Origin of the sequence: Brachybacterium sp. P6-10-X1 (assembly GCF_001969445.1) — a bacterium.
GTDB lineage: Bacteria > Actinomycetota > Actinomycetes > Actinomycetales > Dermabacteraceae > Brachybacterium.
Genome location: NZ_CP017297.1, coordinates 1,335,584 through 1,361,934, shown reverse-complemented (window position 1 = coordinate 1,361,934; position 26,351 = coordinate 1,335,584). Strand labels below are relative to the sequence as shown.

31 protein-coding genes and 2 tRNA genes are annotated in these 26,351 nt (G+C 70.5%); 23 read left to right on the top strand and 10 right to left on the bottom strand.

The window, feature by feature from the left end; genetic code table 11:
• Positions 1–197: 197 nt before the first annotated feature.
• Complete coding sequence (locus BH708_RS06255) at positions 198–2,006, top strand: DEAD/DEAH box helicase (RefSeq protein ID WP_076807455.1); 1,809 nt, start codon at positions 198–200, stop codon at positions 2,004–2,006.
• A gap of 339 nt (positions 2,007–2,345) precedes the next feature.
• Here BH708_RS06255 and BH708_RS06250 read toward each other — a convergent pair whose 3' ends face one another.
• Entirely contained in the window at positions 2,346–3,725 is a 1,380-nt protein-coding gene (locus BH708_RS06250; RefSeq protein ID WP_076807453.1) for a nicotinate phosphoribosyltransferase, read from the bottom strand.
• Between the two features lie 121 nt (positions 3,726–3,846).
• On the opposite strand from BH708_RS06250, the gene clpS reads away from it, so the two are divergent.
• From clpS to rdgB, 6 genes are all read left to right on the top strand, one after another.
• The gene (clpS, locus tag BH708_RS06245) at positions 3,847–4,170 is read left to right on the top strand and encodes an ATP-dependent Clp protease adapter ClpS (protein ID WP_076807451.1); all 324 of its coding nucleotides are present in this window, start codon (positions 3,847–3,849) and stop codon (positions 4,168–4,170) included.
• Complete coding sequence (locus tag BH708_RS06240; RefSeq protein ID WP_076807449.1) at positions 4,170–4,802, top strand: DUF2017 domain-containing protein; 633 nt, start codon at positions 4,170–4,172, stop codon at positions 4,800–4,802. The genes clpS and BH708_RS06240 overlap by 1 nt, the downstream gene beginning before the upstream one ends.
• Positions 4,803–4,938: 136 nt before the next feature.
• A complete protein-coding gene (gene murI, locus BH708_RS06235) occupies positions 4,939–5,751 on the top strand; it encodes a glutamate racemase (protein WP_076807448.1) in 813 nt (270 codons plus the stop codon).
• Positions 5,748–6,545 (top strand): MBL fold metallo-hydrolase, encoded by a 798-nt coding sequence (locus BH708_RS06230; protein ID WP_076807446.1) that lies wholly within the window; start codon positions 5,748–5,750, stop codon positions 6,543–6,545. Before murI ends, BH708_RS06230 begins: the two co-directional genes overlap by 4 nt.
• A 121-nt stretch (positions 6,546–6,666) precedes the next feature.
• Complete coding sequence (rph, locus tag BH708_RS06225) at positions 6,667–7,425, top strand: ribonuclease PH (protein ID WP_076807444.1); 759 nt, start codon at positions 6,667–6,669, stop codon at positions 7,423–7,425.
• Positions 7,422–8,060: an RdgB/HAM1 family non-canonical purine NTP pyrophosphatase gene (rdgB, locus tag BH708_RS06220; RefSeq protein ID WP_076807442.1), complete on the top strand. Its 639-nt coding sequence runs from the start codon at positions 7,422–7,424 to the stop codon at positions 8,058–8,060. The genes rph and rdgB overlap by 4 nt, the downstream gene beginning before the upstream one ends.
• 74 nt (positions 8,061–8,134) lie before the next feature.
• On the opposite strand, the gene BH708_RS06215 is transcribed toward rdgB, so the two are convergent.
• The 3 genes from BH708_RS06215 to BH708_RS06205 form a co-directional block, all read right to left on the bottom strand.
• Positions 8,135–8,677: an NUDIX hydrolase family protein gene (locus BH708_RS06215; protein WP_076807440.1), complete on the bottom strand. Its 543-nt coding sequence runs from the start codon at positions 8,675–8,677 to the stop codon at positions 8,135–8,137.
• Positions 8,674–9,408, bottom strand: a complete 735-nt coding sequence (locus tag BH708_RS06210) for a histidine phosphatase family protein (protein ID WP_083713324.1) — start codon at positions 9,406–9,408, stop codon at positions 8,674–8,676. Before BH708_RS06210 ends, BH708_RS06215 begins: the two co-directional genes overlap by 4 nt.
• 31 nt (positions 9,409–9,439) lie before the next feature.
• Positions 9,440–9,521: transfer RNA gene (locus tag BH708_RS06205), tRNA-Leu, on the bottom strand.
• Between the two features lie 167 nt (positions 9,522–9,688).
• Here BH708_RS06205 and BH708_RS06200 point away from each other — a divergent pair.
• Positions 9,689–10,444, top strand: a complete 756-nt coding sequence (locus BH708_RS06200) for an SDR family oxidoreductase (RefSeq protein ID WP_076807438.1) — start codon at positions 9,689–9,691, stop codon at positions 10,442–10,444.
• 103 nt (positions 10,445–10,547) lie between these two features.
• Positions 10,548–11,027, top strand: a complete 480-nt coding sequence (locus BH708_RS06195) for a hypothetical protein (RefSeq protein ID WP_076807437.1) — start codon at positions 10,548–10,550, stop codon at positions 11,025–11,027.
• 39 nt (positions 11,028–11,066) lie between these two features.
• On the opposite strand, the gene BH708_RS06190 is transcribed toward BH708_RS06195, so the two are convergent.
• Positions 11,067–11,504, bottom strand: coding sequence for a YchJ family protein (locus BH708_RS06190; RefSeq protein ID WP_076807435.1), 438 nt, complete (start codon positions 11,502–11,504; stop codon positions 11,067–11,069).
• 44 nt (positions 11,505–11,548) lie between these two features.
• On the opposite strand from BH708_RS06190, the gene BH708_RS06185 reads away from it, so the two are divergent.
• Entirely contained in the window at positions 11,549–11,734 is a 186-nt protein-coding gene (locus BH708_RS06185; RefSeq protein ID WP_076807433.1) for a GNAT family N-acetyltransferase, read from the top strand.
• A gap of 29 nt (positions 11,735–11,763) precedes the next feature.
• Here BH708_RS06185 and BH708_RS06180 read toward each other — a convergent pair whose 3' ends face one another.
• Positions 11,764–12,660, bottom strand: coding sequence for an NAD(P)-dependent oxidoreductase (locus BH708_RS06180; RefSeq protein ID WP_076807432.1), 897 nt, complete (start codon positions 12,658–12,660; stop codon positions 11,764–11,766).
• Positions 12,661–12,871: 211 nt separating this feature from the next.
• On the opposite strand from BH708_RS06180, the gene BH708_RS06175 reads away from it, so the two are divergent.
• A tRNA-Lys gene (locus BH708_RS06175) sits at positions 12,872–12,945 on the top strand.
• Between the two features lie 298 nt (positions 12,946–13,243).
• Entirely contained in the window at positions 13,244–13,408 is a 165-nt protein-coding gene (locus BH708_RS06170) for a hypothetical protein (RefSeq protein ID WP_157235777.1), read from the top strand.
• On the opposite strand, the gene BH708_RS06165 is transcribed toward BH708_RS06170, so the two are convergent.
• Positions 13,396–14,100, bottom strand: a complete 705-nt coding sequence (locus BH708_RS06165; RefSeq protein ID WP_076807428.1) for a haloacid dehalogenase type II — start codon at positions 14,098–14,100, stop codon at positions 13,396–13,398. The genes BH708_RS06170 and BH708_RS06165 overlap by 13 nt on opposite strands.
• A 289-nt stretch (positions 14,101–14,389) precedes the next feature.
• Between BH708_RS06165 and BH708_RS06160 the strand changes: the two genes are divergently transcribed.
• Positions 14,390–16,612 carry a catalase gene (locus BH708_RS06160; RefSeq protein ID WP_076807426.1) on the top strand — a complete coding sequence of 741 codons (2,223 nt, stop codon included), beginning with the start codon at positions 14,390–14,392 and terminating at the stop codon, positions 16,610–16,612.
• A 21-nt stretch (positions 16,613–16,633) separates the two neighbouring features.
• Here BH708_RS06160 and BH708_RS06155 read toward each other — a convergent pair whose 3' ends face one another.
• Positions 16,634–17,158, bottom strand: a complete 525-nt coding sequence (locus BH708_RS06155) for a DinB family protein (protein ID WP_076807425.1) — start codon at positions 17,156–17,158, stop codon at positions 16,634–16,636.
• A 352-nt stretch (positions 17,159–17,510) separates the two neighbouring features.
• Between BH708_RS06155 and BH708_RS19770 the strand changes: the two genes are divergently transcribed.
• The 10 genes from BH708_RS19770 to BH708_RS06105 are packed head-to-tail and all read left to right on the top strand — an operon-like array spanning position 17,511 to position 23,814.
• Positions 17,511–18,182, top strand: coding sequence for a hypothetical protein (locus BH708_RS19770; protein ID WP_076807423.1), 672 nt, complete (start codon positions 17,511–17,513; stop codon positions 18,180–18,182).
• Positions 18,175–19,347: an SRPBCC family protein gene (locus tag BH708_RS19765; RefSeq protein ID WP_076807421.1), complete on the top strand. Its 1,173-nt coding sequence runs from the start codon at positions 18,175–18,177 to the stop codon at positions 19,345–19,347. Before BH708_RS19770 ends, BH708_RS19765 begins: the two co-directional genes overlap by 8 nt.
• Positions 19,344–19,745 carry a gas vesicle protein GvpJ gene (gene gvpJ, locus BH708_RS06140; RefSeq protein ID WP_076807419.1) on the top strand — a complete coding sequence of 134 codons (402 nt, stop codon included), beginning with the start codon at positions 19,344–19,346 and terminating at the stop codon, positions 19,743–19,745. Before BH708_RS19765 ends, gvpJ (BH708_RS06140) begins: the two co-directional genes overlap by 4 nt.
• Positions 19,745–20,518, top strand: a complete 774-nt coding sequence (locus BH708_RS06135) for a GvpL/GvpF family gas vesicle protein (protein WP_076807418.1) — start codon at positions 19,745–19,747, stop codon at positions 20,516–20,518. Before gvpJ (BH708_RS06140) ends, BH708_RS06135 begins: the two co-directional genes overlap by 1 nt.
• On the top strand, positions 20,518–20,760 hold the full coding sequence (gene ccmI / locus BH708_RS06130; RefSeq protein ID WP_076807416.1) for a c-type cytochrome biogenesis protein CcmI: 243 nt from the start codon (positions 20,518–20,520) through the stop codon (positions 20,758–20,760). Before BH708_RS06135 ends, ccmI begins: the two co-directional genes overlap by 1 nt.
• A 1-nt stretch (position 20,761) precedes the next feature.
• Positions 20,762–21,121: a gas vesicle protein gene (locus BH708_RS06125; protein WP_076807414.1), complete on the top strand. Its 360-nt coding sequence runs from the start codon at positions 20,762–20,764 to the stop codon at positions 21,119–21,121.
• 42 nt (positions 21,122–21,163) lie between these two features.
• Entirely contained in the window at positions 21,164–21,700 is a 537-nt protein-coding gene (locus BH708_RS20535; RefSeq protein ID WP_305764399.1) for a gas vesicle protein, read from the top strand.
• Positions 21,697–22,719: a gas vesicle protein GvpJ gene (gene gvpJ, locus BH708_RS19760; RefSeq protein WP_076807413.1), complete on the top strand. Its 1,023-nt coding sequence runs from the start codon at positions 21,697–21,699 to the stop codon at positions 22,717–22,719. Before BH708_RS20535 ends, gvpJ (BH708_RS19760) begins: the two co-directional genes overlap by 4 nt.
• The gene (locus BH708_RS06110; RefSeq protein WP_076807411.1) at positions 22,700–23,023 is read left to right on the top strand and encodes a gas vesicle protein K; all 324 of its coding nucleotides are present in this window, start codon (positions 22,700–22,702) and stop codon (positions 23,021–23,023) included. Before gvpJ (BH708_RS19760) ends, BH708_RS06110 begins: the two co-directional genes overlap by 20 nt.
• Entirely contained in the window at positions 23,020–23,814 is a 795-nt protein-coding gene (locus tag BH708_RS06105) for a GvpL/GvpF family gas vesicle protein (protein ID WP_076807409.1), read from the top strand. Before BH708_RS06110 ends, BH708_RS06105 begins: the two co-directional genes overlap by 4 nt.
• 116 nt (positions 23,815–23,930) lie before the next feature.
• On the opposite strand, the gene BH708_RS06100 is transcribed toward BH708_RS06105, so the two are convergent.
• Complete coding sequence (locus BH708_RS06100; protein WP_076807407.1) at positions 23,931–25,142, bottom strand: NAD(P)/FAD-dependent oxidoreductase; 1,212 nt, start codon at positions 25,140–25,142, stop codon at positions 23,931–23,933.
• A gap of 21 nt (positions 25,143–25,163) precedes the next feature.
• The gene (locus BH708_RS06095; protein ID WP_076807405.1) at positions 25,164–25,958 is read right to left on the bottom strand and encodes an SDR family NAD(P)-dependent oxidoreductase; all 795 of its coding nucleotides are present in this window, start codon (positions 25,956–25,958) and stop codon (positions 25,164–25,166) included.
• Between the last annotated feature and the right edge of the window lie 393 nt (positions 25,959–26,351).

Here is a 26,351-nt window from a genome sequence, read left to right as displayed (position 1 = left end):
CGCTGACCACGGCGTATGGCGTGGACCTCGGCGTGACCTGCTGACCTCGCCGGGTGCCGGGTCCGCACCGCTCGTCGCGGGCCGCACTGCTCGCCGTGGGCCGCACTGCTCGCCGTGGGCCGCGGCGCGCCCGGCGACTTCCTCACATCGGGTCCAGCGGCGGGTCGTCGGACGTCGGCGGTACGGTGGATCCCGCTGTGAATACGACTCCCTCCCTGTTCTCCACCAGCGATCCGCGCCGGCCCTCCGAGGCCGCCGCCCGGTCGCTGCCGGTGGCCTACCCCGAGCGCGCCGCCTGGGGCACCGTCCCCAAGTTGCGCGCCTGGCAGGCCGAGGCCCTCGAGCTGTACCGCACTCGTGATCCGAAGGACTTCCTGGCCGTGGCCACGCCCGGCGCCGGCAAGACCACCTTCGCTCTGCAGATCGCTGCCGCCCTGCTCGCAGAGGGCACGGTCCGCCGGGTCACGGTGGTCGCCCCGACCGAGCACCTGAAGACGCAGTGGGCGGACTCCGCGGCGCGCGTGGGCATCTCCCTGGACCCGAACTTCACCAACGCCCAGGGCGCCCACGGCTCCCATTACCAGGGCGTGGCGATCACCTATGCCCAGGTGGGCATGCACCCGGCGTTGCACCGCGCCCGCACCGAGGCCGAGCGCACCTTGGTGATCCTCGATGAGATCCACCATGCCGGAGACTCGCTGACCTGGGGCGACGGGGTGCGGGACGCCTTCGACACGGCGACGAGGCGGCTCGCGCTGACGGGCACCCCGTTCCGCTCGGACTCCTCGCAGATCCCCTTCGTGGTCTACGAAGAGGACGGCGAGGGATTCTCCCGCTCGAAGGCCGACTACACCTACGGCTACGGCGAGGCGCTGCGCGACCACGTGGTGCGCCCGGTGCTGTTCATGACGTACTCGGGGCGCATGCACTGGCGCACCAAGACCGGTGACGAGGTCTCCGCACAGCTCGGCGCGCTGGAGACCAAGGACATCACGCAGCAGGCCTGGCGCACCGCCCTGGACCCCCAGGGGGAATGGATCCAGTCGGTGCTCGCGGCCGCGGACCGCCGCCTGACGGAGGTGCGCCGCCACGTCCCCGATGCCGGCGGACTGGTGATCGCCACCGACCAGAAGGCCGCGCGCGCCTACGCGGCCACCCTCCAGGAGATCTGCGGCCAAGCCCCCACCGTCGTGCTCTCGGACGACGCCGGCGCCGGCAAGCGCATCGAGGACTTCTCCGCGTCCGAGGACCGCTGGATGGTCGCGGTGCGGATGGTCTCCGAGGGCGTGGACGTGCCCCGCCTGGCCGTGGGCGTCTACGCGACCTCGACGGCCACCCCGATGTTCTTCGCCCAGGCCGTCGGCCGTTTCGTGCGCTCACGGACCCGGGGTGAGACCGCCAGCGTGTTCCTGCCGACGGTGCCGATCCTCATGGCCCACGCCGCGGAGCTCGAGGCCGAGCGCGACCACGTGCTGGACCTGAGGCCCCCCGAGGGCGATCCGGAGACCGGGCTCGACGAGAACCTGGTCGAGCACGCGAACCGCCCCGAACAGACCAGCGACCAGCTCGAGATGACCTTCGAGGCGCTCGAGTCCGAGGCCTCCTTCGACCGTGTCCTGTTCGACGGTGGCGAGTACGGCGCCGGTGGCATGATCGGGAGCGAGGACGAGCAGGAGTTCCTGGGCATCCCCGGACTGCTCGACCCCGAACAGATGCGCACCGTCCTCCAGCAGCAGCAGGCTCAGCAGCAGGCCCGTCGGCAGAAGAGCGGGACGGCCGAGCAGCCCACGACGCCGGGCGTCGTGGACCACCGGCAGCTGATGGAGCTGCGCAAAGAGCTCAGCACCCTGGTCTCGGCCTGGGCCAAGAAGTCCGGCGCGCCCCACGGTTCCGTGCACAACACCCTGCGCAGCCGCAGCGGCGGACCGGCGGTCGCCCAGGCCAGCGCCGAGCAGATCCAGGAACGCATCGGCATCGTCCGCGGCTGGTTCGTCGGCCGCCGCTGATGATCCTGGGGCCCGGCGGTGTCGGGCGTGACGTGCTTCCGGGAGGGCGTGGGCGCATGGCTGCGGAGGGCGCGTGGTCGACTGCTGGCGCTCTGCCGGGCGCGCTGGTCATATAGCCAGCGCGCACGCTGACGCGCCAGTCACCGACGAGGACACACCCGCCGCGCCACCGCCGCGCCACCGCCGCGGCGCCAGTCACCGACGAGGACACACCCGCCGCGCCACCGTCGTGCCACCGCCGCGGCGCCAGTCACCGACGAGGGTCGACCCGCCGCGCCACCGCAGCGCCCACGTCACGCCGCGTCCGCGTCACGGGGAGGCTCGAAGCAGAGTCCGACGTCAGGGCAGGACGCGGGCGGCCTCGACGCCGTCGGTGACGGTGGGGATCGCGACCGGCCCGTCCGGCCCCTCATCGGCCGCCAGTCCCAGTTCAGCCGTCGACGCCGCATGCCGTGCTCGGGCCGCCCGCACCCTCTGCGGGGCGCTCAGGGACTCCACCGGGTCACCCCCGAGGATCATCGGGCTCTGCAGGGGTCGCAGCGCGGTCCGCGCCCAGTCGGCGGAGGCCTGCTCCGAGATCAGCTCGGCGGTCAGCTCCCGCTCGAACTCCGCGACCTCCTCCTCACCGGGCAGCACCAGCTCCGCCCGCGCCTGCCCGCCCACGAGCAGGCGGTAGGCGCTCTTGCCGGCCCCGAGGGTGGCCTTGTCCTGCGACCGCTTGCCGACCGGGTGCATCTGCCCGTCGGACCCCTCGCGCTCGACCAGCTTGTACACGAACCCCGGGGCCGGATGGCCGCCGCCGGTGACCAGACGGGTGCCGATGCCGTAGCCGTCCAGAGGGGCGTCCCTCAGCTCCTCGACGCGGTACTCGTCGAGGTCACCGGTGGCGGTCACCCGAGTGCCCGTCGCGCCGAGGGAATCCAGCAGCGCGCGCACCGGGGGGGCCTGCGCCCCCAGGTCGCCGGAGTCCAGTCGCACCGCCCCGAGCTCAGGACCGGCGAGCTCGACGGCGCGGCGCACCGCCGATTCGACGTCGTAGGTGTCCACGAGCACGGTGGTGCCGACGCCCTGGGAGGCGAGCTGGGCGCGGAAGGCCTCCGCCTCGGTGTCGAACAGCAGGGTGAAGGCATGCGCGGCGGTGCCGGCGACCGGGATCCGGTAGTGGGCGCCCGCGGCGAGGTTGGAGGTGGAGGCGAAGCCGACGATGTAGGCGGCGCGAGCCGCGGCGATCGCGGCGTCCTCATGGACCCGCCGCCCGCCCATCTCGATGCAGGGGCGCCCCCGCGCGGCGGTGATCATGCGGGAGCCGGCCGAGGCGATCCCGCTGTCATGGTTGAGGATCGACAGGATCACCGTCTCCAGCATCACGGCGTCCTCGAAAGTGCCCTCCACCCGCAGCACGGGGGAGTTCGGGAAGTACAGCTCGCCCTCCTCGTACCCGTGCACGTCCCCGGTGAACCGGTAGTCCGCGAGGTGCTCGAGCATCGACTCGTCGAGCACGCCGATGCTGCGCAGGTAGCGCAGATCCGCGTCGTCGAAACGGAATTCGGCGATCGCTTCGAGCACGCGGGCGGTGCCGGACAGGACGCCGTAGCGGCGCCCCGAGGGGAGGGACCGCGTGAAGACCTCGAAGACGCAGCGTCGCGAGGCGGTGCCGGCCGCACGGGCACCGTGCACCATCGTCAGCTCGTAGAGGTCGGTGAGCAGGGCAGAAGTCACAGTGTCCACCGTAATGCGTGGCGGGAGGTTCGATGGTCGGACGCGCCCCGTAGACTCGTCCGCGCCGCGTCCGGCCACCAGCGGACTGATCGGGCGGCGGCGTGACACAGGAGGAGCACGAATGTCGGTTCAGCTGCGGCAGGCCGAGCCCGGGACGGGCTCGGTGACCGACCCCTCCGGCAGCGTCCAGCTGGGTGTCGATCCCGACGGGCCCTGGGCCGCCGTGGTCTGGAACGACCCCGTGAACCTCATGAGCTACGTGGTGTTCGTCCTGCGCCGGCACTTCGGGTACTCCCGGCTCGTCGCGGAGCAGCTGATGATGCAGGTCCACGAGGAAGGGCGGGCCGTCGTCTCGCGCGGCTCCCGGGAGCGGGTCGAGACCGATGTCCAGGCCATGCATTCCTTCGGGCTGCGGGCGACGCTGGAGAGGGCGGGGGAGGACTGATGGCCCACGCGTTCCGCCGTCGCCCCGATGGCAGCCTCGCCTGCCGGCTCGACGGCGAGGAGAAGGCGATCATCGCCCAGGTCGCGCAGGAGACCTCGGACCTGATCCGGGCCGACCTCGGCATCGACACGGGCTCCGACCCGCTGCAGCGCGCCGCCGACAGCGAGGATCCGCTGCGCCGGCTGGAGGCCGAGTTCGCCGGGCGCGACCCTCGTGAGCCCGCCGATTCCGCGGTGAAGCGGCTGTTCCCGGCCGCCTCCGAGGATTCGACGCTCGCGGGCGAGTTCCGCCGCTTCGGGCAGCAGGATCTCGCCGACGGCAAACTCGCCGACCTCCGCACCGTCATGTCGATCCTCGATGCCACCGGCCACGGCCACAGCGAGGTCGTCATCGACGACGAGCAGGCGCTCGCGCTGCTGCGCGCCATGAACGACGTGCGGATCGTGCTGGCCGATCGCCTGGACCTCCAGCGCGACGGCGACTTCGATACCGTCCAGATGCTCCAGCAGATCGGTGAGCGCGTGGAGGGAGCGACGGGGCCGGACGACGAGCAGGTCGGCTCCGACATCGTCATCGCGGTCTACGAGCTGCTGTCCTGGCTCCAGGAGAGCCTGCTCAGAGCGCTCGACTGACGGTGAGGAGCTCGCTCGTCGGGGTGGTTCACCCAGGCTCTCCCGACCGTCACCGGAATGTGATCGGACTGTGAAACGGCACGCAGTGAGCGCGCCGTCACTGCCGTCGGTACGGATCGACACTAGCCTTGCGGGGATGAACAACGCGCCGATCGGGATCTTCGACTCCGGGGTGGGCGGGCTCACCGTCGCCCGGGCCATCCTCGACCAGCTGCCGCAGGAGGAGGTGGTCTACATCGGCGACACCGAGCACGGTCCGTACGGACCCCGCCCCATCGCCGAGGTGCGCTCGCTGACCCTGGACATCATGGACGACCTCGTCGAGCGCGGGGTGAAGATGCTCGTGATCGCCTGCAACACCGCCTCGGCCGCCGTGCTGCGCGATGCGCGCGAGCGCTATGACGTCCCTGTGATCGAGGTCATCCAGCCGGCCGTGCGCCGCGCGGTCGCCGCCACCCGCAACCAGCGGGTGGCCGTGATCGCGACCCAGGGCACCGTCACCTCCCGCGCCTACGAGGACGCCTTCGCCGCCGCCCCCGACCTCGACATCGTCACCCAGGCCTGCCCTCGGTTCGTCGAGTTCGTCGAGAACGGGGTGATCACCGGCGAGGAGCTCATCGACGTCGCCGAGGCGTACCTCAGGCCGGTGCGCGAGGCGGGGGTGGACACCCTGGTGCTCGGCTGCACCCATTACCCGATGCTCGCCGGTCCCATCAGCTACGTGATGGGGCCGGAGGTCACCCTGGTCTCCTCCGCCGAGGAGACCGCGCTGGACGTGTACCGCCAGCTGCGCGGCGCCTCCCTGCTGCGCGAGTCGGAGCGCCCACCGCGGCACGTCTTCGCGCAGACCGCGGAGGGTGCCGGCAGCGAGTCGTTCGTGCGGCTCTCGCGCCGATTCCTGGGCCCGATGCTCGATGTGACCGCGAGCCTGCCGGTGGTGACGGCATGAGGATCAGGGTCATCGGCTGCAGCGGCAGCTTCGCCGGCCCCGACGGAGCGGCCTCCAGCTACCTCCTCGAGCACGAGGACGCCTCCGGGCGCACCTGGCGGGTGCTCATGGACCTCGGCTCCGGCGCCTTCGGGCCGCTGCAGTCCGCCATCGATCCGGCGGACCTCGACGCCGTGATCGTCTCCCATCTCCACCCCGACCACTACCTCGACCTCACCGGCCTCGAGGTGTTCTGGGCCTACCATTCCCGCGACGACCTGCCCCGGCTGCCGATCCACGCCCCGCAGCCGCTGCCGGGACGGCTCTCCTCGGTGCTGGGCCGGACGGGGAACGTCCCCGACGGCGTGACCCGAGAGCCGTTCACCCATCATGTGCTCGAGGACGAGCAGCGCTTCTCGATCGGGCCCTTCGACATCCAGGTGCGCGAGGTCCTGCACCCGGTGGAGGCCTACGGATTCCGCGTCGCTGCGGGGGACACCGTGCTGGCCTACTCCGGGGACACCGATTCCTGCGACGCGCTCGACGAGATCGCCGACGGTGCAGACCTGTTCCTGTGCGAGGCCGGATACATCGAGGGCCGTGACGACCGCTTCAGCGGCGTCCACCTCACCGGCCTGCGCGCCGGACGGGCCGCGGTCGCCGCCCGGGCGGGGCGCGTCGTGCTCACCCACGTCGCCGCCTGGACGGACCCGGCGGTCCCGCTGGCCGAGGCCCGCAGCGTCTACGACGGCCCGCTCGAGCTCGCCGTGCCGGGCGCCGTGTACGACCTGGACGGCGCCGACCGCTCTGTGTGATCCGGTCCGCGGCGCCGGGATCGGAGCCGGCAGGCTCCGGCGGAGCTCGTCGCACGTCCGCTGAGGACCAGCGGCTATCCTCGATCCGTACGCCTGAGCGACACGGAGGAGAACCCGCTCGATGAGCACCCAGAACCCCACGCCCACCGGTGACCGCGTCGACGGTCGCACCCCGGACCAGCTGCGCGAGGTCCGCATCGCCCGCGACTGGCTCGACCACGCCGAGGGCAGCGCCCTGATCGAGTTCGGCCGCACCCGCGTGCTGTGCGCGGCCAGCTTCACCGAAGGCGTCCCGCGCTGGAAGAAGGGATCCGGCTCAGGGTGGGTCACCGCCGAGTACGCGATGCTGCCGCGGGCGACGAACACCCGCGGCGCCCGCGAGAGCGTCAAGGGGAAGATCGGAGGGCGCACCCACGAGATCTCCCGCCTGATCGGCCGCTCCCTGCGCGCGATCATCGACCTCGACGCCCTCGGCGAGAACACCATTCAGCTGGACTGCGACGTGCTCCAGGCCGACGGCGGCACCCGTACCGCCGCGATCACCGGCGCTTACGTGGCGCTGGCCGACGCGATCACCTGGGGCAAGCAGCACACCTCCGTCCCCGCCGCCCGCGAGGTGCTCACCGACTCCGTCAGCGCCATCAGCGTCGGGATCGTCGGGGGTCGACCGCTGCTGGACCTCGAGTACCGCGAGGACGTCGAGGCCGAGACCGACATGAACGTGGTGGTCACCGGATCCGGCTCCTTCGTCGAGGTGCAGGGCACCGCCGAAGGCGCTCCGTTCGACCGAGCGGAGCTGGGCTCCCTGCTGGACCTGGCCACCGGCGGCTGCGAGCAGCTGACGGCGATCCAGCGCGACGTCCTCGCCGCCCAGCGATGACGGACGAGGTCGCGGCGGTCCCTGACGGTGCGCGGGTCATCCTGGCTTCGCACAATCGCGGGAAGCTGGCCGAGCTGCAGCGGATCCTCTCCGCGGCGGTGCCCGGGCTCGCCCCGGAGGCGATCATCTCCTCTGCCGGCATCGACCTCCCCGATGTGGTCGAGGACGCCGTCACCTTCGAGGGCAACGCCCTGCTGAAGGCGCATTCTGCCGCCGAGGCGACGCGGCTGCTCGCCGTCGCCGACGACTCCGGCCTGGCCGTCGACGTGCTCGGCGGCAGCCCGGGGATCTTCTCGGCGCGATGGAGCGGACGCCACGGGGACGACGAGGCCAACAACGATCTGCTGCTCGCGCAGCTGTCGGACGTCCCCGAGGTGCACCGCAGGGCACGTTTCGTGTGCGCGGCGGCCCTGGTCGCCCCGGACGGCACCGAGACGGTCGAGCGCGGTGAGATGCCGGGCCGACTGCTGACCGAGCGCCGCGGGGACGGGGGCTTCGGCTACGATCCGCTGTTCCTGCCCGACGGGCAGACGCGGACCTCCGCCGAGCTCTCGGCCGCGGAGAAGGACGCGATCTCGCACCGCGGCATCGCGTTCCGCGCGATCTCCCGCCACGTGGCCCGGCTGCGGGGATGACAGCAGCCGCCTGCGTCGTGCGGTGACGAACCGACCGAGCGGATTCGGTCCTGAGCTCGTCGTGCAGGATCGGCTCAGGCGGCGCCGACGTGGGCGAGGGCGCGGCGCACCAGGAGGTCGCGCCCTCCGTTCATCTCATCCAGCGGCGAGGATTCGGCCAGCAGCTCGTCGATCCCGAACCAGGCCAGATCCAGCGCGTCCTCCTGGGGTGCTGTCTCCCCGTCGACCGGGACGATGTAGGCCATCGAGATCGCGTGCTGGCGCGGATCGTGGAACGGGGAGAGCCCCGGCGTGGGGAAGTACTCCGCGACCGTGAACGGCACGGGGGAGACCGGGATCCGCGGCAGCGCCATCGGCCCGAGATCCTTCTCGACGTGCCGGGTGATGGCCTCGCGGATGGTCTCGTGGATCATGACCCGCCCGGAGACGATCGCACGGACGATCTGCCCGTCCCCGGAGGCACGCAGCAGCAGGCCGACCTCGACCACGGAGCCGTCGACGTCGGTGCGCACAGGCACCACGTCCACGTACGGGATCGGCAGGCGGCGGCGCAGCTCGTCGATGTGCTCGGGCTCGAACCAGGCGCCCTCGGCGTCCACGGCGGTACGGCTGTTCATCGCGGTCCTCCTTCGGGGTGGACGGCGGGGGAGTCGGCGCCGGAGCTCTCCGTGCCGACGGTCGCGGGGCCGTCGGGCCGCGCCGGAGCGGTCGCGGCGAGCTGGGCCGGCGCGAGCTGACCCTTCTCGACGAAGAAGCGGGGGTTCTGGTCGCGGTCGGCGACCTTCACGGCATGGTCGACGTCCACCCCGGCGATCATCCGCACCCGCCACGTGGTGCCCTCGAGCTCGACGGTCGACAGGGTCGCATTGGGGATCGAGGGCAGCGGCTGCTCGATGATTCCCGAGAGGATGAACCGGATCAGGGTTCCATGAGCGACGACCAGCACCTTCTGGCCCGGGTAACGCTGCTCGAGCGCTTCGAGGGCGTCATAGCCGCGGTCGGCGACGGCCTGATGATCCTCGCGGCCCGGGAAGGAGCGATCGGGCCAGCGCCTCTCCATCTCCTCGACCGGCCGACCCTCGGCCGCACCCCAGTCGATCTCGACCAGCCGGGCGTCGGTGCCTCCGAATGCGATCGCGTGGTCCTCGCCGATGATCCGGCCGGTCTGCTCGGCACGCTGCAGCGGCGAGGAGATGATCACGTCCCAGTCCACCGGGGGCAGCTGGTCGAAGGCGCGGTGCGCCTGCTCGATCCCGGTGCCGTTCAGGGGGATGTCCGAGGATCCCTGGAAGAGGTTCTGCAGGTTGTAGTCCGTCTGCCCATGGCGGACGAGCCCGAACAGGGTCATGGGGGAGTCTCCTCATCACGATCGCGGTCAGTGCGCGAGAAGGGACTCGAACCCTCATGCCCTCGGGCACTGGAACCTAAATCCAGCGCGTCTGCCAATTCCGCCACTCGCGCGCCCCGACAGCTTATCGGGCCGGCAAGGATGCTCCGGTCGGCCCGGGAAGGGTGCTCCGGGTAGGCTCGGGCCCTGGCGGCGCGAGGCACCCTGTCCGCTGTGGGCAGCCCGAGCACCCGTTCCGCCTCCTCGACACGATCCCGTCCCGACCTCACAGGAGACCTCCATGAGCGCCCTCGCTGGCAAGACCGCCGTCATCACCGGATCCTCGCGCGGAGTCGGGGCCGCCACCGCGAAGCTCCTCGCCGGACAGGGCGCGAACGTCGTGATCAACTATCGCCAGAAGGCGCCGCGGGCGAACAAGGTCGTCGGCGAGATCGAGGCCGCCGGCGGCAAGGCCGTCGCCGTCGGCGCGGACCTCACCGAGTCGAAGGACGTCGATGCCCTCATGCAGACCGCCCTCGACTCCTTCGGCAGCCTCGACCTGCTGGTCCTGAACGCCTCCGGCGGGATGGAGGCCGATCTCGGCGAGGACTACGCGATGCGCCTGAACCGCGATGCCCAGTCCGCCGCGCTGAGCGCCGGGCTCGAGCGTCTCTCCCCGGGGGGTCGCGTCGTCTTCGTGACCAGCCACCAGGCCCACTTCATCGACCAGGTGGAGACCATGCCCGAGTACGAGCAGGTCGCCCGGTCCAAGCGCGCGGGGGAGACCGCCCTGACCGAGCGGGTCGGCGAGATGTCCGAGAAGGGCGTCTCCTTCGTGGTGGTCTCCGGCGACATGATCGAGGGCACCGTCACCGCCACGCTGCTGAACCGCGCCCGTCCCGGCGCGCTCGAGGAGCGCCGCGAGGCCGCAGGCAAGCTCTACTCCGTCGAGGAGTTCGCCGCGGAGGTCGCGGCGATGGCGAGCGCCGAGGTGGAGACCGGCCATGTCGAGCTGGTCGGCGGTGCCGACGACTTCCTCGCCCGCACCCGGCGCTGAGCCGACCCGCATCGTGCCGATTCCGATCGTGCCGATTCCGAACGGACGGCATGCTCGCGATACGATCGGCGCAATCAAGCCCTGACGACCCCCGGAGGCAGTGGTGGCCAAGAAGAACAGCCTGGACGACATGCGCGACGAGGCGTACCGCCGGCAGGACAACCTGGCGTCGGACATCGACGAGCTGGTCGACCGTGTGAACCCCAAGAATGCGGTGACCCGCTGGAAGAACGAGATCGTCGGCTCGGTGAAGGGTTTTTCCGACGCCGGTGACGGGAAGACCTCCTCGGTGCCGCTGACGGCCATCGCGGGAGGCGTCATCGGCGTGGTGGTGCTCGGCGCAGGTGTGGCGATCGCCGTCGCGGCCTCGCGCCGCGAGCCCACTCAAGGTCAGAAGGTCGCCCGGACCATCAAGCAGACCCGGCGTCAGACCGCTCGGTCCGCGAAGGACGTCCGTGCGGCGCTGAAGAAGTCCTCCCTGCCCGGCTCCACGGAGGCGGAGAAGTACGCCGGGGAGCTCAGCGCCGTCCTGCAGGACGTCGCGAAGAAGGCGGAGAAGAGGTCCGCGGCCGCGGGCCGCTGACCTCGCTCTCGTCGATCCCTGGCGTCGCCCCGGGTCGCCTCAGTGGCGGCCCGGGGCGTTCTTCAGCTCTCCGGAGACGTACAGCCACTGGCCCTTCTCGCGCACGAAGCTGGAACGCTCGCGCAGCTCGCGGCGCCCTTCCGGGGTGCGGGCGATCGCGGTGAACTCCACGATCCCCTCGTCGTCGAAGGGTCCGCCGCCGCTGGTCTCGGTGACCAGCAGCCGCTTCCATTCCATCTCGTCGCCGACGGAGCGGGCGAGCTCGCGGTAGGAGGGGCTGGTGCTCGGATGCCAGGTGCGCAGCAGGTGGTCGGCATCCCGGACCACGTGCGCCGTGAAGCGCGAACGCATCAGGGCCTCGGCGGTACCGGCCTGGCGTGCCCGGCGCATGACGGGGCCGCAGCAGGCCCCGTAGCTGTCGCCGGTGCCGCAGGGGCAGCGGGTGTCGTCGGCGAGGGGGGTCGGGGTGATGCTCATCCTTCGATTATCCAGCCCGACGCGCAGCGGCGGGACCCGTCGGGGTGGGAGACGACCGACGGCAGGGCCTCGGGCGCGCCCTGATGACCGGCCTGATCGGTCGGATCGACGCCGCGGCACCCGCCCACCCCGACATCACGCTGCTCGCCGACCCGCCCGGACCGCCGCTGTACCGCGCCCTGGGATTCGTCGATCCGGAGCCGGGCGCGGCGGGGCGGCTCCCCCGCTGAGAAGGGGCAGTCTGCTCTCCCACGGAGCGTCAGCGGCGCGACCAGCCCGGGGTGGACGGGCCCACCGTCGGCCGCCAGCCGGTCTCGGACATGAACCGCACCGAGGAGACCCGCAGCGAACGGCGCTGGGTGTCCAGTCGCGTGCCGACGATGGCCTGGGTGATCTCCGGGTAGAACTTCGCAGGCGTCGTGACGCCTGCCTCCATGGCCAGGTCCTTGGCCCAGCGGGCCTTGGTGATCGGCTCGCCGCCGACGTTGTAGAAGCCGCTGTCGGCGCGCAGGGCCGCCACGAAGGCGCGGCCGGCATCCGAATGGTGCAGCAGCGTCACGTAGTTCTCCGGCTTGCCCAGCAGGATCGGGTCGCCCTCCCGGGTGGCCTTCAGGGCGTGCGTGGTGTGGGGATCGCGGCCGAACAGCTGGCCCAGGCGCAGCACCACGGAGCTGCGGCCGGCGGAGGCGAAGTCCACCGCAGCGCGCATCTCGGCGACGCGGGGCCGGAACGCCTGATTGTGCACGCTCAGGCGCTGGTCCTCCCCGATCCACTCCGAACCGTTGTCCGGGTACAGATAGATGGTGGACTCCTGGATCAACTTCCGCACGCCCGCCTCGGCTGCGGCTTTGGCGACCGCGACGGAGGCCTCGAGGTGGAGTTTGTCGTCCTCGCGCCAGGCCAGCGGCCGCAGCCCGGCCATGCCGACCGGCACGTGGGCGAGGGCATTGACGACGACGTCGTATCCGCGGAAGGCACGGGCCAGGTCGGAAGGATCGAACACGTCGGCCACAGCGGCGCCGCCGCCGCGACCCTCGATGATCGGTACGCCGGAATCGCGTCGGGTGATGCCTGTGACCTCGTGCCCGGCGGCGACGAGCGCCTCCACGGCTTCCTGGCCGAGCACTCCGGTGGCACCGGTGACCGCGATCCTCACGCTGACCTCCTTCGGCGAGGGCCCGCGGGGACCCTCGAACGTCGACCTTCCTGGGGGAACGAGTCTATGTGATCGCTCCAGGTCCCACGGCCGGACGATCGAGGTGGAACGGTGCCAGCACGCCCTCGCCGGAGAGGCTGTCGGCTCCCTCACATGGTGGCCCGGCGAGTTGGCGTCACCGCGCCAGGCAGGTAAGGTTCTTTCCTGTTCGGCGCCATTAGCTCAGTTGGTTAGAGCAGCTGACTCTTAATCAGCGGGTCCGGGGTTCGAATCCCTGATGGCGCACCGACAGTCGAAGCCCCACCGGATGGCCGGTGGGGCTTCTTCGTGTCCCGGAACAGGCCGAGGCCGTCGACGAGGTCCGCCACCGAGACGCTGACGGCCGCGGCTGTCGACCTCGAGCACCCTCGAGCGCATTGGCTGGGCGCATGACGATTCGACACCCCGACGCCTGCGTCGACGATCTCGACGCCGCCGCACGTCTCCACGGCGTGCTGCCCCAGCTGCCGACACGGACCGCCGACGATGGGCGGAGATCGGGGTGGCGCCGTTCGGCGGTGTCGTCACGGACGGATTCTGTGCCATGGGAGACCTCCACGGACTTCTCGTCCTCGTCTCCGCCGGTCGGCCCTGGATGCCGACCGAGGACCGCATCGCCACGATGTCGTCGCTCGATGTCCGCATCGATGCTCCGCGGCCGCTCGATCTGCGCCTCGGGGCTGCGAGAATCCGCAGCTACGCGGACTGACCGCCGCGAGCCAGCAGATGGGCCACGTCGACCAGGTCACCGGCGGCCAGAGTCGGGGGCATCATCGCGCTCGGGTATGCAGCGGGGGGCGTGCCGCGGCGTATCCACGCGCCGCGCAGACCGGCGCGCACCGCGCCGTCCACGTCCCAGGGATGCACCGCGACCAGCATCGCATCAGCGGGGGCGACGTCAGCAGCATCGACCGCGTACCGGTACGCCTCGGGTGCCGGCTTCCAGCATCGCGGCCCTCGCACGTCCAGCAGCAGATCGAAATGGTCTCGCAATCCTGCGCGTTCCAGCAGGGCTTCGGTGACCGCCGCACTGCCATTGGTCATCGTGATCAGGCGAAACCTTGCCCCGTGCAACGCTCGGACCCCGGCAGGGACCTCCGGATGGACGTCCAGTTCGGAGAACCCGGCCACCACGTGCTCGATCGCGTCATCGGTGAGCGCCGGTCCCTCCGTCCCTTCCGTCAATGCCCGGAGACCATCGCGAGCGACGTCGGCGAGGTCGGCGTATCCTCCTGCAGCGGTCAGAGCGAACCCATCGCGCAGGACCCCGGCGAACCACGGACGGAACGCCGTGGGCGCCACGCCGACCGACGCCAAGCGGGAGCGCATCCCGGCCATGTCGCTGAGCGTCTCGTTGACGTCGAACACGAGGACTTCCGGGGCAGGCGACGCAGTCGGCATGGACTCGACGCTAGCAGTGACCCGAGCACTCCTCGGGTGCGGATGCGCGGGTCCCCGTGCGAGTGCACCCGTGACATCGCCGACCGTCAGGATCTCCGGATCGGAGGTCGTCAGGTTCCGGTCGACCACGGCGTGGTCGGGGATCTCCCGTCCTGCCCCGCGGGCAGACCGCTCGGTCCAGGCGTTTCGTCCGTGGTCGCAGGAGGATGGCCTTCCTGCACGAGCCGGGCGGGCCTACGGTGACCGCAGTCACGGACTTCGTTCGATCCCCGTCGAGGAGGAGCACGTCATGACGTCTGCGAACAACACCCCCACTCCGGCACCCGGCCGCCCCAGCAGCCGGCCGCCGTCGCTCGATGAACCGACCGAGCCCACCGGCCCCCTGGAGCCCACACCGGACCAGGAGGCAGCTCAGCCCCGGACCCCGACGGGGGCGGAGCCCGGCCCCGAGCGCTCGACGACCGCGCAGCAGGGCGAGTTCCTCACCACCTCGCAGGGCGCACGGCTGCAGGACACCGATCACTCGCTGAAGGCCGGCCGGCGCGGCCCGGTGCTGCTGCAGGATCATCACCTGCGCGAGAAGGTCACCCACTTCGACCACGAGCGGATCCCGGAGCGTGTCGTGCACGCCCGCGGTGCCGCGGCCCACGGCGTCTTCGAGGGGTACGGAACGGCCGAATCCGTCTGCCGCGCCGGGTTCCTCGCGAAGGGGAAGCGCACCGAGGTGTTCACCCGGTTCTCGACCGTCGTCGGCTCCCGCGGCTCGATGGACACCGCGCGGGACACCCGCGGCTTCGCCACCAAGCTCTACACCGACGAGGGCACCTTCGACCTGGTCGCGAACAACATCCCGGTCTTCTTCATCCAGGACGGGATCAAGTTCCCCGATGTCGTCCATGCCGCCAAACCCCACCCGGACCGGGAGATCCCACAGGCCCAGAGCGCGCACGACACCTTCTGGGAGTTCGTCTCCCTCCACACCGAGGCACAGCACCACACCCTGTGGTTCATGGGGGACCGCGGGATCCCGCGGTCCTTCCGGATGATGGAGGGCTTCGGGATCCACACCTTCCGGCTCGCCAACGCCGACGGGGAGACGTCGCTGGTGAAGTTCCATTGGAAGCCGACTCTCGGCGTCCATTCCCTGACGTGGGAAGAGGCGCAGATCCTCGGTGGCGCGGACCCCGACTTCCACCGCCGCGACCTCTCCGACGCGATCGAGGCCGGGGCGCACCCCAGCTGGGAACTCGGCATCCAGGTCTTCCCCGACGACGAGGAGCAGTCCTTCGAGGGCATCGACCTGCTGGATCCCACGAAGTTCGTCCCCGAGGAGTTCGCCCCCGTCCAGCCGATCGGACGCATGACCCTGGACCGCAACCCCAGCAACTACTTCGCCGAGACGGAGCAGGTCGCGTTCAACCCCGGCCATCTGGTGCCCGGGATCGATGTCACGGACGACCCCCTGCTGCAGGTGCGCCTGTTCTCCTACGTCGATACCCAGCTGACCCGCCTGGGAGGGCCCAACTTCGCCCAGCTGCCGATCAACCGGGCGCACGCGCCGATCAACGACATGCTGCGCGACGGCTACGGCCAGCAGGGCGACCACGCAGGAGTGGCGCCGTACCAGCCCAACTCACTGGACGGCGGCTGCCCCTTCATGGCCGGAGAGATGGACGGCGCCTTCACGGACCTGCCCGTGCGGGTGCCCGAGGGCGTGAAGGAACGGGAGCTCTCGGCGACCTTCGAGGACCATTACAGCCAGGCCCGACTGTTCTGGCGCAGCATGACGCCCCTCGAGCGGGACCACATCGTCGACGCCTACTCCTTCGAACTGGGCAAGTGCTACGAGAACGTCATCCGCGAGCGCCAGCTGCAGTGCCTGGCGAACATCGACGTCGACCTGTGCACCCGTGTCGCCGCGGCGCTGGGGATGCCCGCTCCGGAGCCGACGGTCCCCGCCGGCGACGAGAGCGACGGCCCGGTGAGCACCAGCGGGGCGCTGTCCCAGCTCGGCGGGACCTGGCCGACCGACGGCCGGATGATCGGCATCGTCGTCGACCCTGACGGGGACAACTCCGCCCTGCTGGCGCTCCACGAGAAGATCGTCGCCGCCTCGATGACACCTCTGGTCATCGCGCCGCACGGCGGTGAGGTGGCCGGAGTCCCCGTGGGCCGCACGTTCGCCACTGCGGCGTCGGTGGAGTTCGATGCGCTCCTGCTGGCGGGCGCCCCTCTCACCGCTCCCGACTCCCGGCCGTCGGTGGACCCGAAGGCCGGCGCACCCGGCTCCGGTGCGATCGAGCCGCGGGTCGGAAAGCTGATCGACGAATGCTGGCGCCATGCGAAGGCGATGGGTGCCTGGGGCGAGGGGCGCGGTGCGCTCGAAGCGCACACGGGGTCCGGCGGCGCCGGCATCGTGCTCGGCGACGAACCGTTCACGGTGCTCGGCGAGATCCAGTCCCTGCTGGGCGGTCACCGCGTCTGGGAGCGGTTCGTCCCCGCGTCACGGTGAGATCGTGACGCGCCTCGGCCCCTACTCCTCGCCGGTCCGGCCGTCGATGAGTTCACGGATGATGTCGAGGTGGCCGACGTGCCGTGCGTACTCCTGTACGAGATGCAGGAGCACGCGCTCGAGGGTGGCCGGTTCGGCACCGTCCCACCGCGGTCCGGGTCGTCCTTTCTCCTCCAGGGCGTGCGCGTCGACGATGGTCCGGGTGCGATCCGCCTGCGCGCTGAGCGCTCCCAGGAGGTCGGATACGGAGTGGTCGGGACCGACGTGCCAGGCCCCGTCGCGCTCATCGCCCCAGGGATCGGCCACGTCACGCCCCTCGAAGCCCCATTCCAGCCAGCGCCGTTCGACATGGGTCAGGTGGGAGATGAGCTGGAGCGGCGTCCACCCGCTGGGCAGGCGGCTGGAGCGGAGCTCGGAGTCGGCGATTCCGTCCAGCTTGGAGACCAGGACCGCGCGGAAGTAGTCCAGATAGCGAAGCAGGACGTCGTCGCGCGAGGCCGCAGGGTCTGTCGGTGCGGGAAACGCTGGTCTGTGGTCGGCGGTCATCACGAGATTGCTCCCTCTCTCACGTCTCGGTATCGGACTGTACGCAGTGGGCGCACCTGGCGGAAAGAGGTAAAGGCTTCGACCCGGAGGCCATGGCCCAGGATCCGGAGCCCCACTGCAGGCAGGGGAAGCGCATCCGGGCGCTCACCATGATCGCGTCGTCGGTTCGTCCCGACCAAGCGTTCACCTCGTGGTGTTCGAGCCCCGAAGCGGGCGCCACCTGGGGTGACACCTGCCCTGGCATCGATTGTCGCGGTCCTCCCGACTCCTGGTGTTGACCACCCCCGGGACCCCGGCAACACTTGCAAAACCACCGGCGAACGGTGTGGCGTCTCTCGTGAGGAGAGTTCACATGGAAGCCAGAACGAAGGTTGCGCTGGGTGTTCTGGGCGGCTACGTCCTGGGTCGCGGAAAACGATCCAAGTTCGCACTGCTCGCCCTGGGTTACCTCGCCGCCAAGCAGGGATCTCGACAGCTCGAGACCGCGAAGTCGTCGATCTTGGAGTCCGATGAGGGCAAGGCCTTCACGCAGCAGCTCACCGGGGGACTGGCCACTGCGGCGAAGGGTGCCGCCACAGCTGCTGTCGGCAAGGGCGTCCACAGCGTGAGCCAGAACCTCAAGCAGCGCACCGCGCTGCTGCAGGAAGGATCGGGCTCATCCGAGGATGAGGACACCGACGAGGCCTCCGAGGAGGAGCAGGACCCGGACTCGGGGACCGAAGAGTCCGACGATGCCGAGAGCGCCGACGAGTCCGACGAGGGCAGCGCTTCCGAGGATGCCGAGGATGCGACGCCGAAGAAGAAGCCGGCGGCCAAGTCCGCCTCCCGCTCCACGGGCAGCTCGACGCGCAAGGCGACGAGCGGGTCTTCGCGGAAGACCCCGAGCAGCTCCACCAAGAAGACGGCGAGCAGCACCACGAGCCGTTCCCCGGGGAAGTCCCCGAGCCGGTCCCGCTCCACCTCGTCGAGCGCGAAGAAGTCCACGGGCGGGACCGCGAAGCGGAAGGACGAGTCGCATGAGTGAGGACACCACGAAGGAGACCCAGAAGCCATGGTGGAAGGCCGCACTGGACGAACTTCCCGTGGGTGACCTGCGTTCTGACATCACCGATTACGCGAAGGCGCTCGCGGAGAAGGGCACCTCGGGCCTGACCGACAAGTTGAACGATCTGACCCAGTCGCTCACGCCGGGCGATGACGAGAGCGCCGGCGGCGAGGGACTCAAGAAGGGTGCCGAGAAGCTCGCGGAGGGGAAGAACCCCGCCGCTGCCGGCGCCTCGGCGCTCGCCACCGGAGCCAAGGAGAAGCTGACCCCCGGCTCGGGTGGCGGCGGGTCCTCCGGCGGCTCGGGGGAGGTCAAGAAGTTCTCCAACATCGTCGAGCACATCGACGTGGGCGTTCCCGTGCGGGTCGCCTACAACCAGTGGACGCAGTTCGGCGACTGGACCAGCTTCATGAAGAAGGTCGAGAACGCGGAGCAGCAGTCCGAGGAGAAGGTGGAGTTCAAGGGGCAGGTGTTCCTCTCCCACCGGACGTGGGAGTCCACCATCGTCCAGCAGGTCCCCGACGAGCAGATCGTCTGGGAGTCGAAGGGCGAGAAGGGCCACCTCGACGGCTCGGTCACCTTCCATGAACTCGCGCCGCGCCTGACCCGGATCCTCATCATCGTGAACTACTACCCGCAGGGCTTCGTCGAGAAGGTCGGCAACATGGGCCGCCCGGTGGGCAAGCGCATCCGCGTGGAGTCGAGGCTGTTCGCCCGCTATGTCATGACCACGACGATCCTCGACGAGGACGCGGTCGAGGGCTGGCGCGGCGAGATCCGAGACAGCGAAGTCGTACGAACACACGAGGAAGCCCTCGAGGCGGAGCAGGCCGAGCAGGAAGAAGCCGAGCAGGACGAGGGCGGTCAGGACGATCCCGAGCAGGATGACACCGAGCAGGAGGCCGCAGAGCAGGACGATGCGTCGTCAGAGGACGGCGAGAGCTCGGACCCCGAAGACGGCGAGCAGGCCGAGGACGGAGACCAGGAGCCCGAGGAAGACACCGAGAGCGACCAGGAACCGGACGACGCGGAGGGCGACTCCGAGGCGTCCGAGAGCACGAAGGCCGGCGATCCTCCTGCGGAGGAGGACGACGATTTCGAGTACGTCGATGAAGAATCCGAGAAGACCGGAGGCACATCATGACCGCCAGCACCGCCACCCAACAGCGCTCCAAGGGCGGGTACGTCGACCGCCCATCGTCCAGCTCCCTCGCCGACGTCGTGGAGATCATCCTCGACAAGGGACTCGTCATCGATGCCTTCGTGCGCGTGTCCTTGGTCGGCATCGAGATCCTCACCATCGACGCCCGCATCGTGATCGCCAGCGTCGACACCTATCTGCGATTCGCCGAGGCGACCAACCGCCTGGATCTGTACCAGAAGGGCGGCAAGGACATCACCGAAGTCATGGGCGAGACCCAGGAACAAGGCGCCAAGGGCAAGGTCGGTGGCGCTCTCGAGGGTGCCAAGGACGCGCTGACCTCCGATGACACGAAGGAGGACGAGAAGGCGGACAAGAAGGAGGAGAAGGCCGAGGCGTGATGGAACCCACCGAGCTGCGCACCCAGGACGAGGCCGCTCCGGGGGACGGGCTGTACGTGTACGGCATCGGCCGTGCGGACGCCTCGCTCCCGGAGGGCCTGGTCGGCGTGCTCGCCGGCCGGCCCCGGCTGCAGCGCCGCGGCGACCTCGCCGCGGTCGTCTCGGAGCTGCCCGAGGATGCAGATTTCGGGACACCGCAAGATCTCGTCGCCCACTCGGCCGTCCTCGATGCGATCGCAGAATCAGTCGCGGTGCTGCCGATGCGCTTCGGCACGGTGGTCCCTTCCGCCGACGACCTCGACCGCGAGCTCCTGGCAGAGCCCGACGATCTCGTCGCGGCGCTGGACGGGGTGGACGGCGCGGTCCAGTACACCGTGCGCGTGCGCTACGACCAGGACGTGGTCCTGCCGGAGATCATCCGCTCGGATCCGCGCCTTGCCGGTCTCCAGGAAGCCATCGCCGGTACCACCGAGGACGAGACCCGCACCCAGCGCATCGAGCTGGGGGAGGGGATCGTCTCCCACTTCGATGCCCTTCGGGGGCCCGACGCGGAGGCACTGCTGGAGATGCTCGATCCTCTGGTGCGCGATCGCTCCGTCCACGAGACGAGCCAGGCGGGAGACGTCGTGGACGTCGCTCTGCTCGTCGCCCGCGCCGATCAGGAGGATGTCGAGGCGGCGATCGAAGATGCTGCCGAGCGCGATCATCCGCGGCTGAGGTATCGCCTGCTGGGGCCCCAGGCTCCCTACGATTTCGTCGGGGGAGGACGCTGATGGGAATCCTGAGCGGGTTGCTCACTCTGCCGCTCGCGCCGATACGGGGCACCGTCTGGGTCGCCGAACAGGTGCGCGATGAGGCGGAGCGGGAGTTCTATGACCCCGCGGTCATCCGGCGCCAGCTCGACCAGATCGCCGAGGCCCGCCGCGAAGGGACGATCGAGGAGCACGACGCCGATGCGGCCGAGCGCGAGCTGGTGCGCAGGCTGATCCGATCGCACAGGAACGAGGGAGGCTGACATGGCACAGACCAAGAGCACGAAGGGACGCGACGACGAGGACACCGCCGAGGACCGGAGCCAGTCCGGCGACGACCAGGATTCCGGCGGTCACCAGAAGAAGAAGGTCCTGACCGCCAAGGGTGCGATCCGTCGCTCCATCGAGCAGCTCGAGGAGCTGACCGGTCGGACTCCCGAGAGCGTCATCGCCGTGGAGCGGGAGGACGACGGGTGGAAGGTGTCGCTGGAGCTGGTGGAGACTCGCCGCATCCCCGATACCGCAGACATCCTCGCCGAGTACAGCGCTCGCATCGATGACCGCGGCGAGCTCGCCTCCTACCGCCGAGAATCGCGCTACACGCGCGGCCGCGTCGATGGCTGACGGCCTCCCGACGGCCGACGCTCCCGGAAGGAGATCACCGCGATGACCATCGTCCCCCGGTCCGAGAAAGGCATGGAGCCCCGCCGCGAGAGCGAGGGAACCCTGATCCATGTCGTCGAGACCCTCCTCGACAAGGGACTCGTCCTCAACGCCGACATCATGGTCTCCGTGGCCGGCGTCGAGCTGCTGGGCATCCGATTGCGCGCGGCCCTGGCCTCGTTCGAGACCGCCGCGCGGTACGGACTCGAGTTCCCCGCCGGGACCGATATCAGCACGGCCGCGTGGCAGGATGCCATCGAACAGAAGGAGACCTGTCCCGAGTGCGGCAAGCGTGCCCCGCTCGAGATGCTGATGCGCGAGTACTGCCCGTGGTGCGGCTGGCAGAGTGCGCTCGCCGTGCGCGAGGGTGATGCGGAGCGCGGTGACCGTGCGGCGGAGCTCTCCGAGGGCGCCCAGGACGATGGCGCCTCCAGCGACGACGGAAGCCCGGCGGCCACGAAGGGCGGCAGTGCTGGATCCTCGGGATCGGGCCGCTCACGTGCTCCGCAGAAACGGGCGACGGGGGCGGACGGCGGATGACGGCCCTCCCCGGCACTCCGGCCCCGGGCGCGGACAGGCACGAGGGGATCGAGCCTGTCCGCGATCCGCGCGTGACGCTGGTGGAACTCGTCGACACGCTGCTGGACCGCGGGCTGTATCTGAATCTCGATGTGATCATCTCGGTGGCGGACATTCCGCTGATCGGGCTGAACCTGCGCGCGACTCTCGCAGGGATGGAGACCATGCTCGAGTACGGCATGATGCGCGACTGGGATCAGCGCACCCGCGAGTGGGTGCAACGGACCGCGGCACGGGACCTGCCCCTGGAGGACGGCGAGGAGCTGCTGTCGAAGACCCCTGGCGGGTACTTCTCCGACGATGGCTTCCACCGGGACTGGCGACCCGGAGGCGTCTACCTCACCACGCATCGCCTGCTGGTCTTCCGTCGCGATCCGCGCGAGGTGCTGTGGCAGGTGCCCCTGCACAGCATCCGGACCCTCGCCGTGCGCGAGGAGACGACGATCGGCGGGGAGACCCTCGAGCGACTGCACCTGACCGTCGACGACGGACCCGAGGCGGTGCTGTCGTCCTCCTCCCCGCGGCGCCTGCGGGAGATGGTGCTGCAGCAGGCGCCCTCCGCGCGCCGCGCGCTCGATGTCCACCCCGAGCGCCGGGCCGAGGGCGAGCATGACGGCACCGCAGCGCTCGTCCAGGGCCACCTGTGGTTTCGCGAGGACCGTGCCGGCCGGGCCGCATGGCGCGGCGGCACCGGTCGGCTCGACGAGGACGGCTTCACCTGGCAGAGCGCGATGGATGCCCGTCCGGCGATCCGGCTGGCCTCCGGCGAGCTGCGCGCGATCTCCCGCGGTGCGGGCCCCGCTCCCTTCGACGACGTCACCGTGATCCAGCTGACGACCCCCACCGGAGAGGTGGTGCTCGCCGGGGACCCGGAACGCTGGGAGCCGGTGCTGGGTTCCTTGGTACGCCGCCCCACGACGGGGGGCTCCCCGTCCGCCAGCGAACCGAAGGAGGCCGCCGATGGGCCTGCAGATCGATGAGAACAACCTCAAGCACGGCGTGCTCACGCTCGTGGTGACGCTGGTCGAGATCATCCAGGAGGCCCTCGAGACCCAGGCGCTGCGCCGGCTGGAGGGAGGGGACCTGACGGACGAGGAACAAGAGAGACTGGGCGACGCGCTGCTCGAGCTCGATGAGGCGATGCGCGAGATCAAGGCGCAGAACGGCATCACCGGGTCCGTCTCCGATCTGCACCGAGGTCTCGACGACGTGGTCGATGATGTGGTCGACAAGCTGATCAATCCCCAGCGCTGGGCGGAGGAGAGCGAGGACCGTGATCGATGAGTGAGCAGGCTCTGTACGTCTACGCCATCGTGCCGCCGGAGGGCGCCGCGGAACCCGGATCCGGGATCGACGGCCGGGAGGTGCTGGCGGTCGGGGATCGGCACGGCGCGGTCGCGCTGGTGCACCGGCAGGACACCGTGCCCTTCGAGGGGCCCGACGACGACGTGCGCCGGTGGGTGGTCCAGCACAGCGAGGTCATCGACCGGGCATGGCAGACGGCAGGCACCGCGCTGCCCGTCTCCTTCAACGTGATCGTCGGACCCTCCGAGGGGGCGTCGCCCGAGGAGAGCCTCCGCGGATGGCTCCGCGAGAACGCTGCGACCGTCCGGGAGCGGCTCGCGGCCCTCACCGATCACGTGGAGCTGCGCATCGAGATCTCGGTGGACAGCTCCACGGCGGACGACGACCCGGAGATCCAGCGGCTCGAGGCCGAGATGGCCGCGCGACCGGAAGGCGTTCAGCGCCTGTACCGCAAGAAGCTCGACACGCAGCGTCGGGATGTCACCGATCGTCTCGCCGATGAGCTGTACCCGGAGCTGCGTCGGCGCATTCTCGCGCACGCCGTCGACGTCGTGGAGAACCGCCGCTCCCGCGCTGCCGAGGGCTCGGTCCCGGTGCTCAGCATCGCGGTCCTCGTCGCCGAGAGCGAGATCGCGCCGTTGGGTGTGGAGCTGGCCGACATCCGCGACTCGCGTCCCGGGATCGACATCCGTTTCCTGGGACCGTGGCCGCCCTACTCCTTCGCCGACCTGCCGGCGATGGGCCCGGGCCCGACCAGCGAGGGCGCCTGACCCGGTCGGCACCCAGCACCGCGACCTCGTGATCGCGTGACTTCGCGGCCTCGCGGCCTAGCGGCCTCGTGTCGACGGAGACCGCGCCCGCGAGCCCTTCCGCGATCGCACCCCGGTCAGTCCGCGGTGAGCCGCCCGCGCAGGTCAGCGGCGGTGTGCGGGCCCTCCTCGGCGAGGATCCCCCGGGCGTCGTCGGCCTTGTCCTGCACGCCCCACAGCAGCACGCCGCGCACCCGTCCGTCGCGCAGGTAGAACACGACGCCCCGGGCGTTCGGCTCGATCCAGTCCTCGATCACCTCCAGCGAGGTGTCGACCTCGCCGACGGCCTCGTAGCTGAACTCGAAGACATCGGAGTAGAACAGAGGGGTATGGGTGTAGGTCTCCTCGGCGCCGGCCATGATCCTGCCGACGGTCTCTCCCATGGTGGTGGCATGGTCGACGTGCTCGACCCTTCGGCGGCCGAGCCGTGCATCGGGATAGCTCGCGACGTCGCCCGCGGCCCAGACCCCCTCGGCCGAGGTCCGCAGCTGCTCGTCGACGACGATGCCGTCGTCGACGTCGAGCCCTGCGTCCTCGGCGAGGGAGGTCAGCGGTGCGATGCCGATGCCCACGACGACGGCGTCGACGTCGATCGTCGAACCGCCCTCGAGCGTCAGCTCGATCCGGCCACCGTCGATCTCGCGGCCGGAGGCCACCGTCGATTCGGGACGCAGCGTCACCCCCTGCTCGGCGTACGTCTGCTCGAAACGTCGGGCGAGGCCGGGCGGGAACGGCGTGGACTGCAGCACCTGATCCGGGTAGATCAGCGTGACCCGCGTGTCGTGCTGGACCAGCGCCGCCGCGAGCTCGGTGCCGATGAATGATCCCCCGATCACGGCGACGCGCAGGTCCCGGTCCGCGAGCTCCCGCAGGCGACGGTAGTCGGCCAGGGTGCGGAAGTGCAGCACCCGGTCGGTGCGGGGAAGGTCCAGGCGGTGCGGGGTGCCACCGGTGGCGAGCAGCAGCTTCTCGTAGCTGATCCTGCGCCCGCCGGCCACGACGGTGCGAGCCCCCGGATCGATGCGGTCCGCAACGGTCCCCGGGCGAAGGATGGCGCCGGTGTCGTCGGCGGTGTTCATCCAGTTGTCGTCGACCGTGAAATCGGGATCGGTCCACAGCTTCTTCGTCAGCGCGGGCCGGGTGTAGGGACGGTCCGCGTCGGCCCCGAGGATCAGGATGCTGCCCTCGGGGTCGATCTCGCGGATCCCGCGGGCGGCCCCGTCGGCGGTCATGCCGCTGCCGACGAGCACATAGGTGAAGGTCTCGTCGGTGCCCGTGTCGGTGCTCATGGTGTCCTCCTGGTGATGGGGTCAGACGGTGCGGACCGAGCCGGCGTCGACCCGGTAGTCGGAGCCGGTCACGAAGCCGGCGCGCTCGGAGCAGAGGAATGCGATGACCGCGGCGACCTCATCGGGTTCACCGCGGCGCTCGGTGACCATGCCCGGGCGCTCCTCGTCCAGGAACGTCGCGATCGCCTCGTCGATGTCGGTGCCGTTCTGCTGCGCTCTCCGGCGCATCATCTCGTCGGTCATGGGTGTTGCGATGAAGGCGGGGGAGACGGTGTTGACCAGGACGCCGTCGCGGCCATAGGCGCGCGAGAGACCTTTGGCGAGCGCGTTGAGACCTGCCTTGGAGACGACGTAGGGGAGCTCGTCCTCATAGGGTTGGACGGCGTCCTCGGAGGACAGCAGCACGATCCGTCCGTATCCGCCGCGGCGCAGGCCGGGCAGCATCGCGCGGGTCACGCGCACGGCGCTCATCAGGTTCGACTCGAGCGTCTCGTGCCAGCCGGCGTCGTCGATCTCGTGGAAGTCGCCGTCCGGTCCGTGGATACCGGCGGCGCAGACGAGGATGTCCAGGTCCCCGACCGCATCCTGGACGGTGCCGGTGAGGCGGGTGACGGCGTCCGGGTCGGTGAGGTCTGCGACCGCGGTCGTGAGGCGGTCGCTGTCGAGAATCGTGGCCGCCTGCTCGAGGCGGTCCGGGACCATGTCGGTGAGGACGACCCGGGCGCCCTCCTCGAGCAGGGTGCGAGCAGTGGCGAACCCGATGCCGGAATCGCCCCCGGTGACCAGCGCCGCGCGTGCTCCGAGTCCGAGTTCCATGACAAGCCTCCTGCGTCGTCGGCTGCGGCCCCGGGCGGACCGTTGCTCTCGTCGCACCACCGAATCGCCGGCGCGGCGACCCGGCTGCGCTCGATGGTCCTCGTCGTCTCAGCAGGGCCGGTCGCTCCGTCGTGGGACCACGTTCTGGTCCTTCAGCGCCCGGGCGTCGTCACCGTGGCCGGCCTCCTCCGGACGCTGGTGACAGAGATGCTCATGGCCTACGTATACACCGACGTGAGGGCGCCCGCCGACCTTGTGGACCGGTCGGTTGCCTCCGGGGGCGATGCGAGATGCTCTCGGCGAGACCGGCGGTGATCCGCGCCGCCTCGTGCTCCGGCGCGCCGGGATCGGCCAGCAGTCAGATCGTGGTGCTGCGAGGCCATCATTCTCCGA

What these genes read in the sequence shown, in the direction of transcription:
- clpS (WP_076807451.1), top strand. Translation starts at nt 3,847, where the DNA reads ATGTCGGTTCAGCTGCGGCAGGCCGAGCCCGGGACGGGCTCGGTGACC.
- BH708_RS06240 (WP_076807449.1), top strand. Translation starts at nt 4,170, where the DNA reads ATGGCCCACGCGTTCCGCCGTCGCCCCGATGGCAGCCTCGCCTGCCGG.
- murI (WP_076807448.1), top strand. Translation starts at nt 4,939, where the DNA reads ATGAACAACGCGCCGATCGGGATCTTCGACTCCGGGGTGGGCGGGCTC.
- BH708_RS06230 (WP_076807446.1), top strand. Translation starts at nt 5,748, where the DNA reads ATGAGGATCAGGGTCATCGGCTGCAGCGGCAGCTTCGCCGGCCCCGAC.
- rph (WP_076807444.1), top strand. Translation starts at nt 6,667, where the DNA reads ATGAGCACCCAGAACCCCACGCCCACCGGTGACCGCGTCGACGGTCGC.
- rdgB (WP_076807442.1), top strand. Translation starts at nt 7,422, where the DNA reads ATGACGGACGAGGTCGCGGCGGTCCCTGACGGTGCGCGGGTCATCCTG.
- BH708_RS06215 (WP_076807440.1), bottom strand. Translation starts at nt 8,677, where the DNA reads ATGAACAGCCGTACCGCCGTGGACGCCGAGGGCGCCTGGTTCGAGCCC.
- BH708_RS06210 (WP_083713324.1), bottom strand. Translation starts at nt 9,408, where the DNA reads ATGACCCTGTTCGGGCTCGTCCGCCATGGGCAGACGGACTACAACCTG.
- BH708_RS06200 (WP_076807438.1), top strand. Translation starts at nt 9,689, where the DNA reads ATGAGCGCCCTCGCTGGCAAGACCGCCGTCATCACCGGATCCTCGCGC.
- BH708_RS06190 (WP_076807435.1), bottom strand. Translation starts at nt 11,504, where the DNA reads ATGAGCATCACCCCGACCCCCCTCGCCGACGACACCCGCTGCCCCTGC.
- BH708_RS06170 (WP_157235777.1), top strand. Translation starts at nt 13,244, where the DNA reads ATGGGAGACCTCCACGGACTTCTCGTCCTCGTCTCCGCCGGTCGGCCC.
- BH708_RS06165 (WP_076807428.1), bottom strand. Translation starts at nt 14,100, where the DNA reads ATGCCGACTGCGTCGCCTGCCCCGGAAGTCCTCGTGTTCGACGTCAAC.
- BH708_RS06160 (WP_076807426.1), top strand. Translation starts at nt 14,390, where the DNA reads ATGACGTCTGCGAACAACACCCCCACTCCGGCACCCGGCCGCCCCAGC.
- BH708_RS06155 (WP_076807425.1), bottom strand. Translation starts at nt 17,158, where the DNA reads ATGACCGCCGACCACAGACCAGCGTTTCCCGCACCGACAGACCCTGCG.
- BH708_RS19770 (WP_076807423.1), top strand. Translation starts at nt 17,511, where the DNA reads ATGGAAGCCAGAACGAAGGTTGCGCTGGGTGTTCTGGGCGGCTACGTC.
- BH708_RS19765 (WP_076807421.1), top strand. Translation starts at nt 18,175, where the DNA reads ATGAGTGAGGACACCACGAAGGAGACCCAGAAGCCATGGTGGAAGGCC.
- gvpJ (WP_076807419.1), top strand. Translation starts at nt 19,344, where the DNA reads ATGACCGCCAGCACCGCCACCCAACAGCGCTCCAAGGGCGGGTACGTC.
- BH708_RS06135 (WP_076807418.1), top strand. Translation starts at nt 19,745, where the DNA reads ATGGAACCCACCGAGCTGCGCACCCAGGACGAGGCCGCTCCGGGGGAC.
- ccmI (WP_076807416.1), top strand. Translation starts at nt 20,518, where the DNA reads ATGGGAATCCTGAGCGGGTTGCTCACTCTGCCGCTCGCGCCGATACGG.
- BH708_RS06125 (WP_076807414.1), top strand. Translation starts at nt 20,762, where the DNA reads ATGGCACAGACCAAGAGCACGAAGGGACGCGACGACGAGGACACCGCC.
- BH708_RS20535 (WP_305764399.1), top strand. Translation starts at nt 21,164, where the DNA reads ATGACCATCGTCCCCCGGTCCGAGAAAGGCATGGAGCCCCGCCGCGAG.
- gvpJ (WP_076807413.1), top strand. Translation starts at nt 21,697, where the DNA reads ATGACGGCCCTCCCCGGCACTCCGGCCCCGGGCGCGGACAGGCACGAG.
- BH708_RS06110 (WP_076807411.1), top strand. Translation starts at nt 22,700, where the DNA reads ATGGGCCTGCAGATCGATGAGAACAACCTCAAGCACGGCGTGCTCACG.
- BH708_RS06105 (WP_076807409.1), top strand. Translation starts at nt 23,020, where the DNA reads ATGAGTGAGCAGGCTCTGTACGTCTACGCCATCGTGCCGCCGGAGGGC.
- BH708_RS06100 (WP_076807407.1), bottom strand. Translation starts at nt 25,142, where the DNA reads ATGAGCACCGACACGGGCACCGACGAGACCTTCACCTATGTGCTCGTC.
- BH708_RS06095 (WP_076807405.1), bottom strand. Translation starts at nt 25,958, where the DNA reads ATGGAACTCGGACTCGGAGCACGCGCGGCGCTGGTCACCGGGGGCGAT.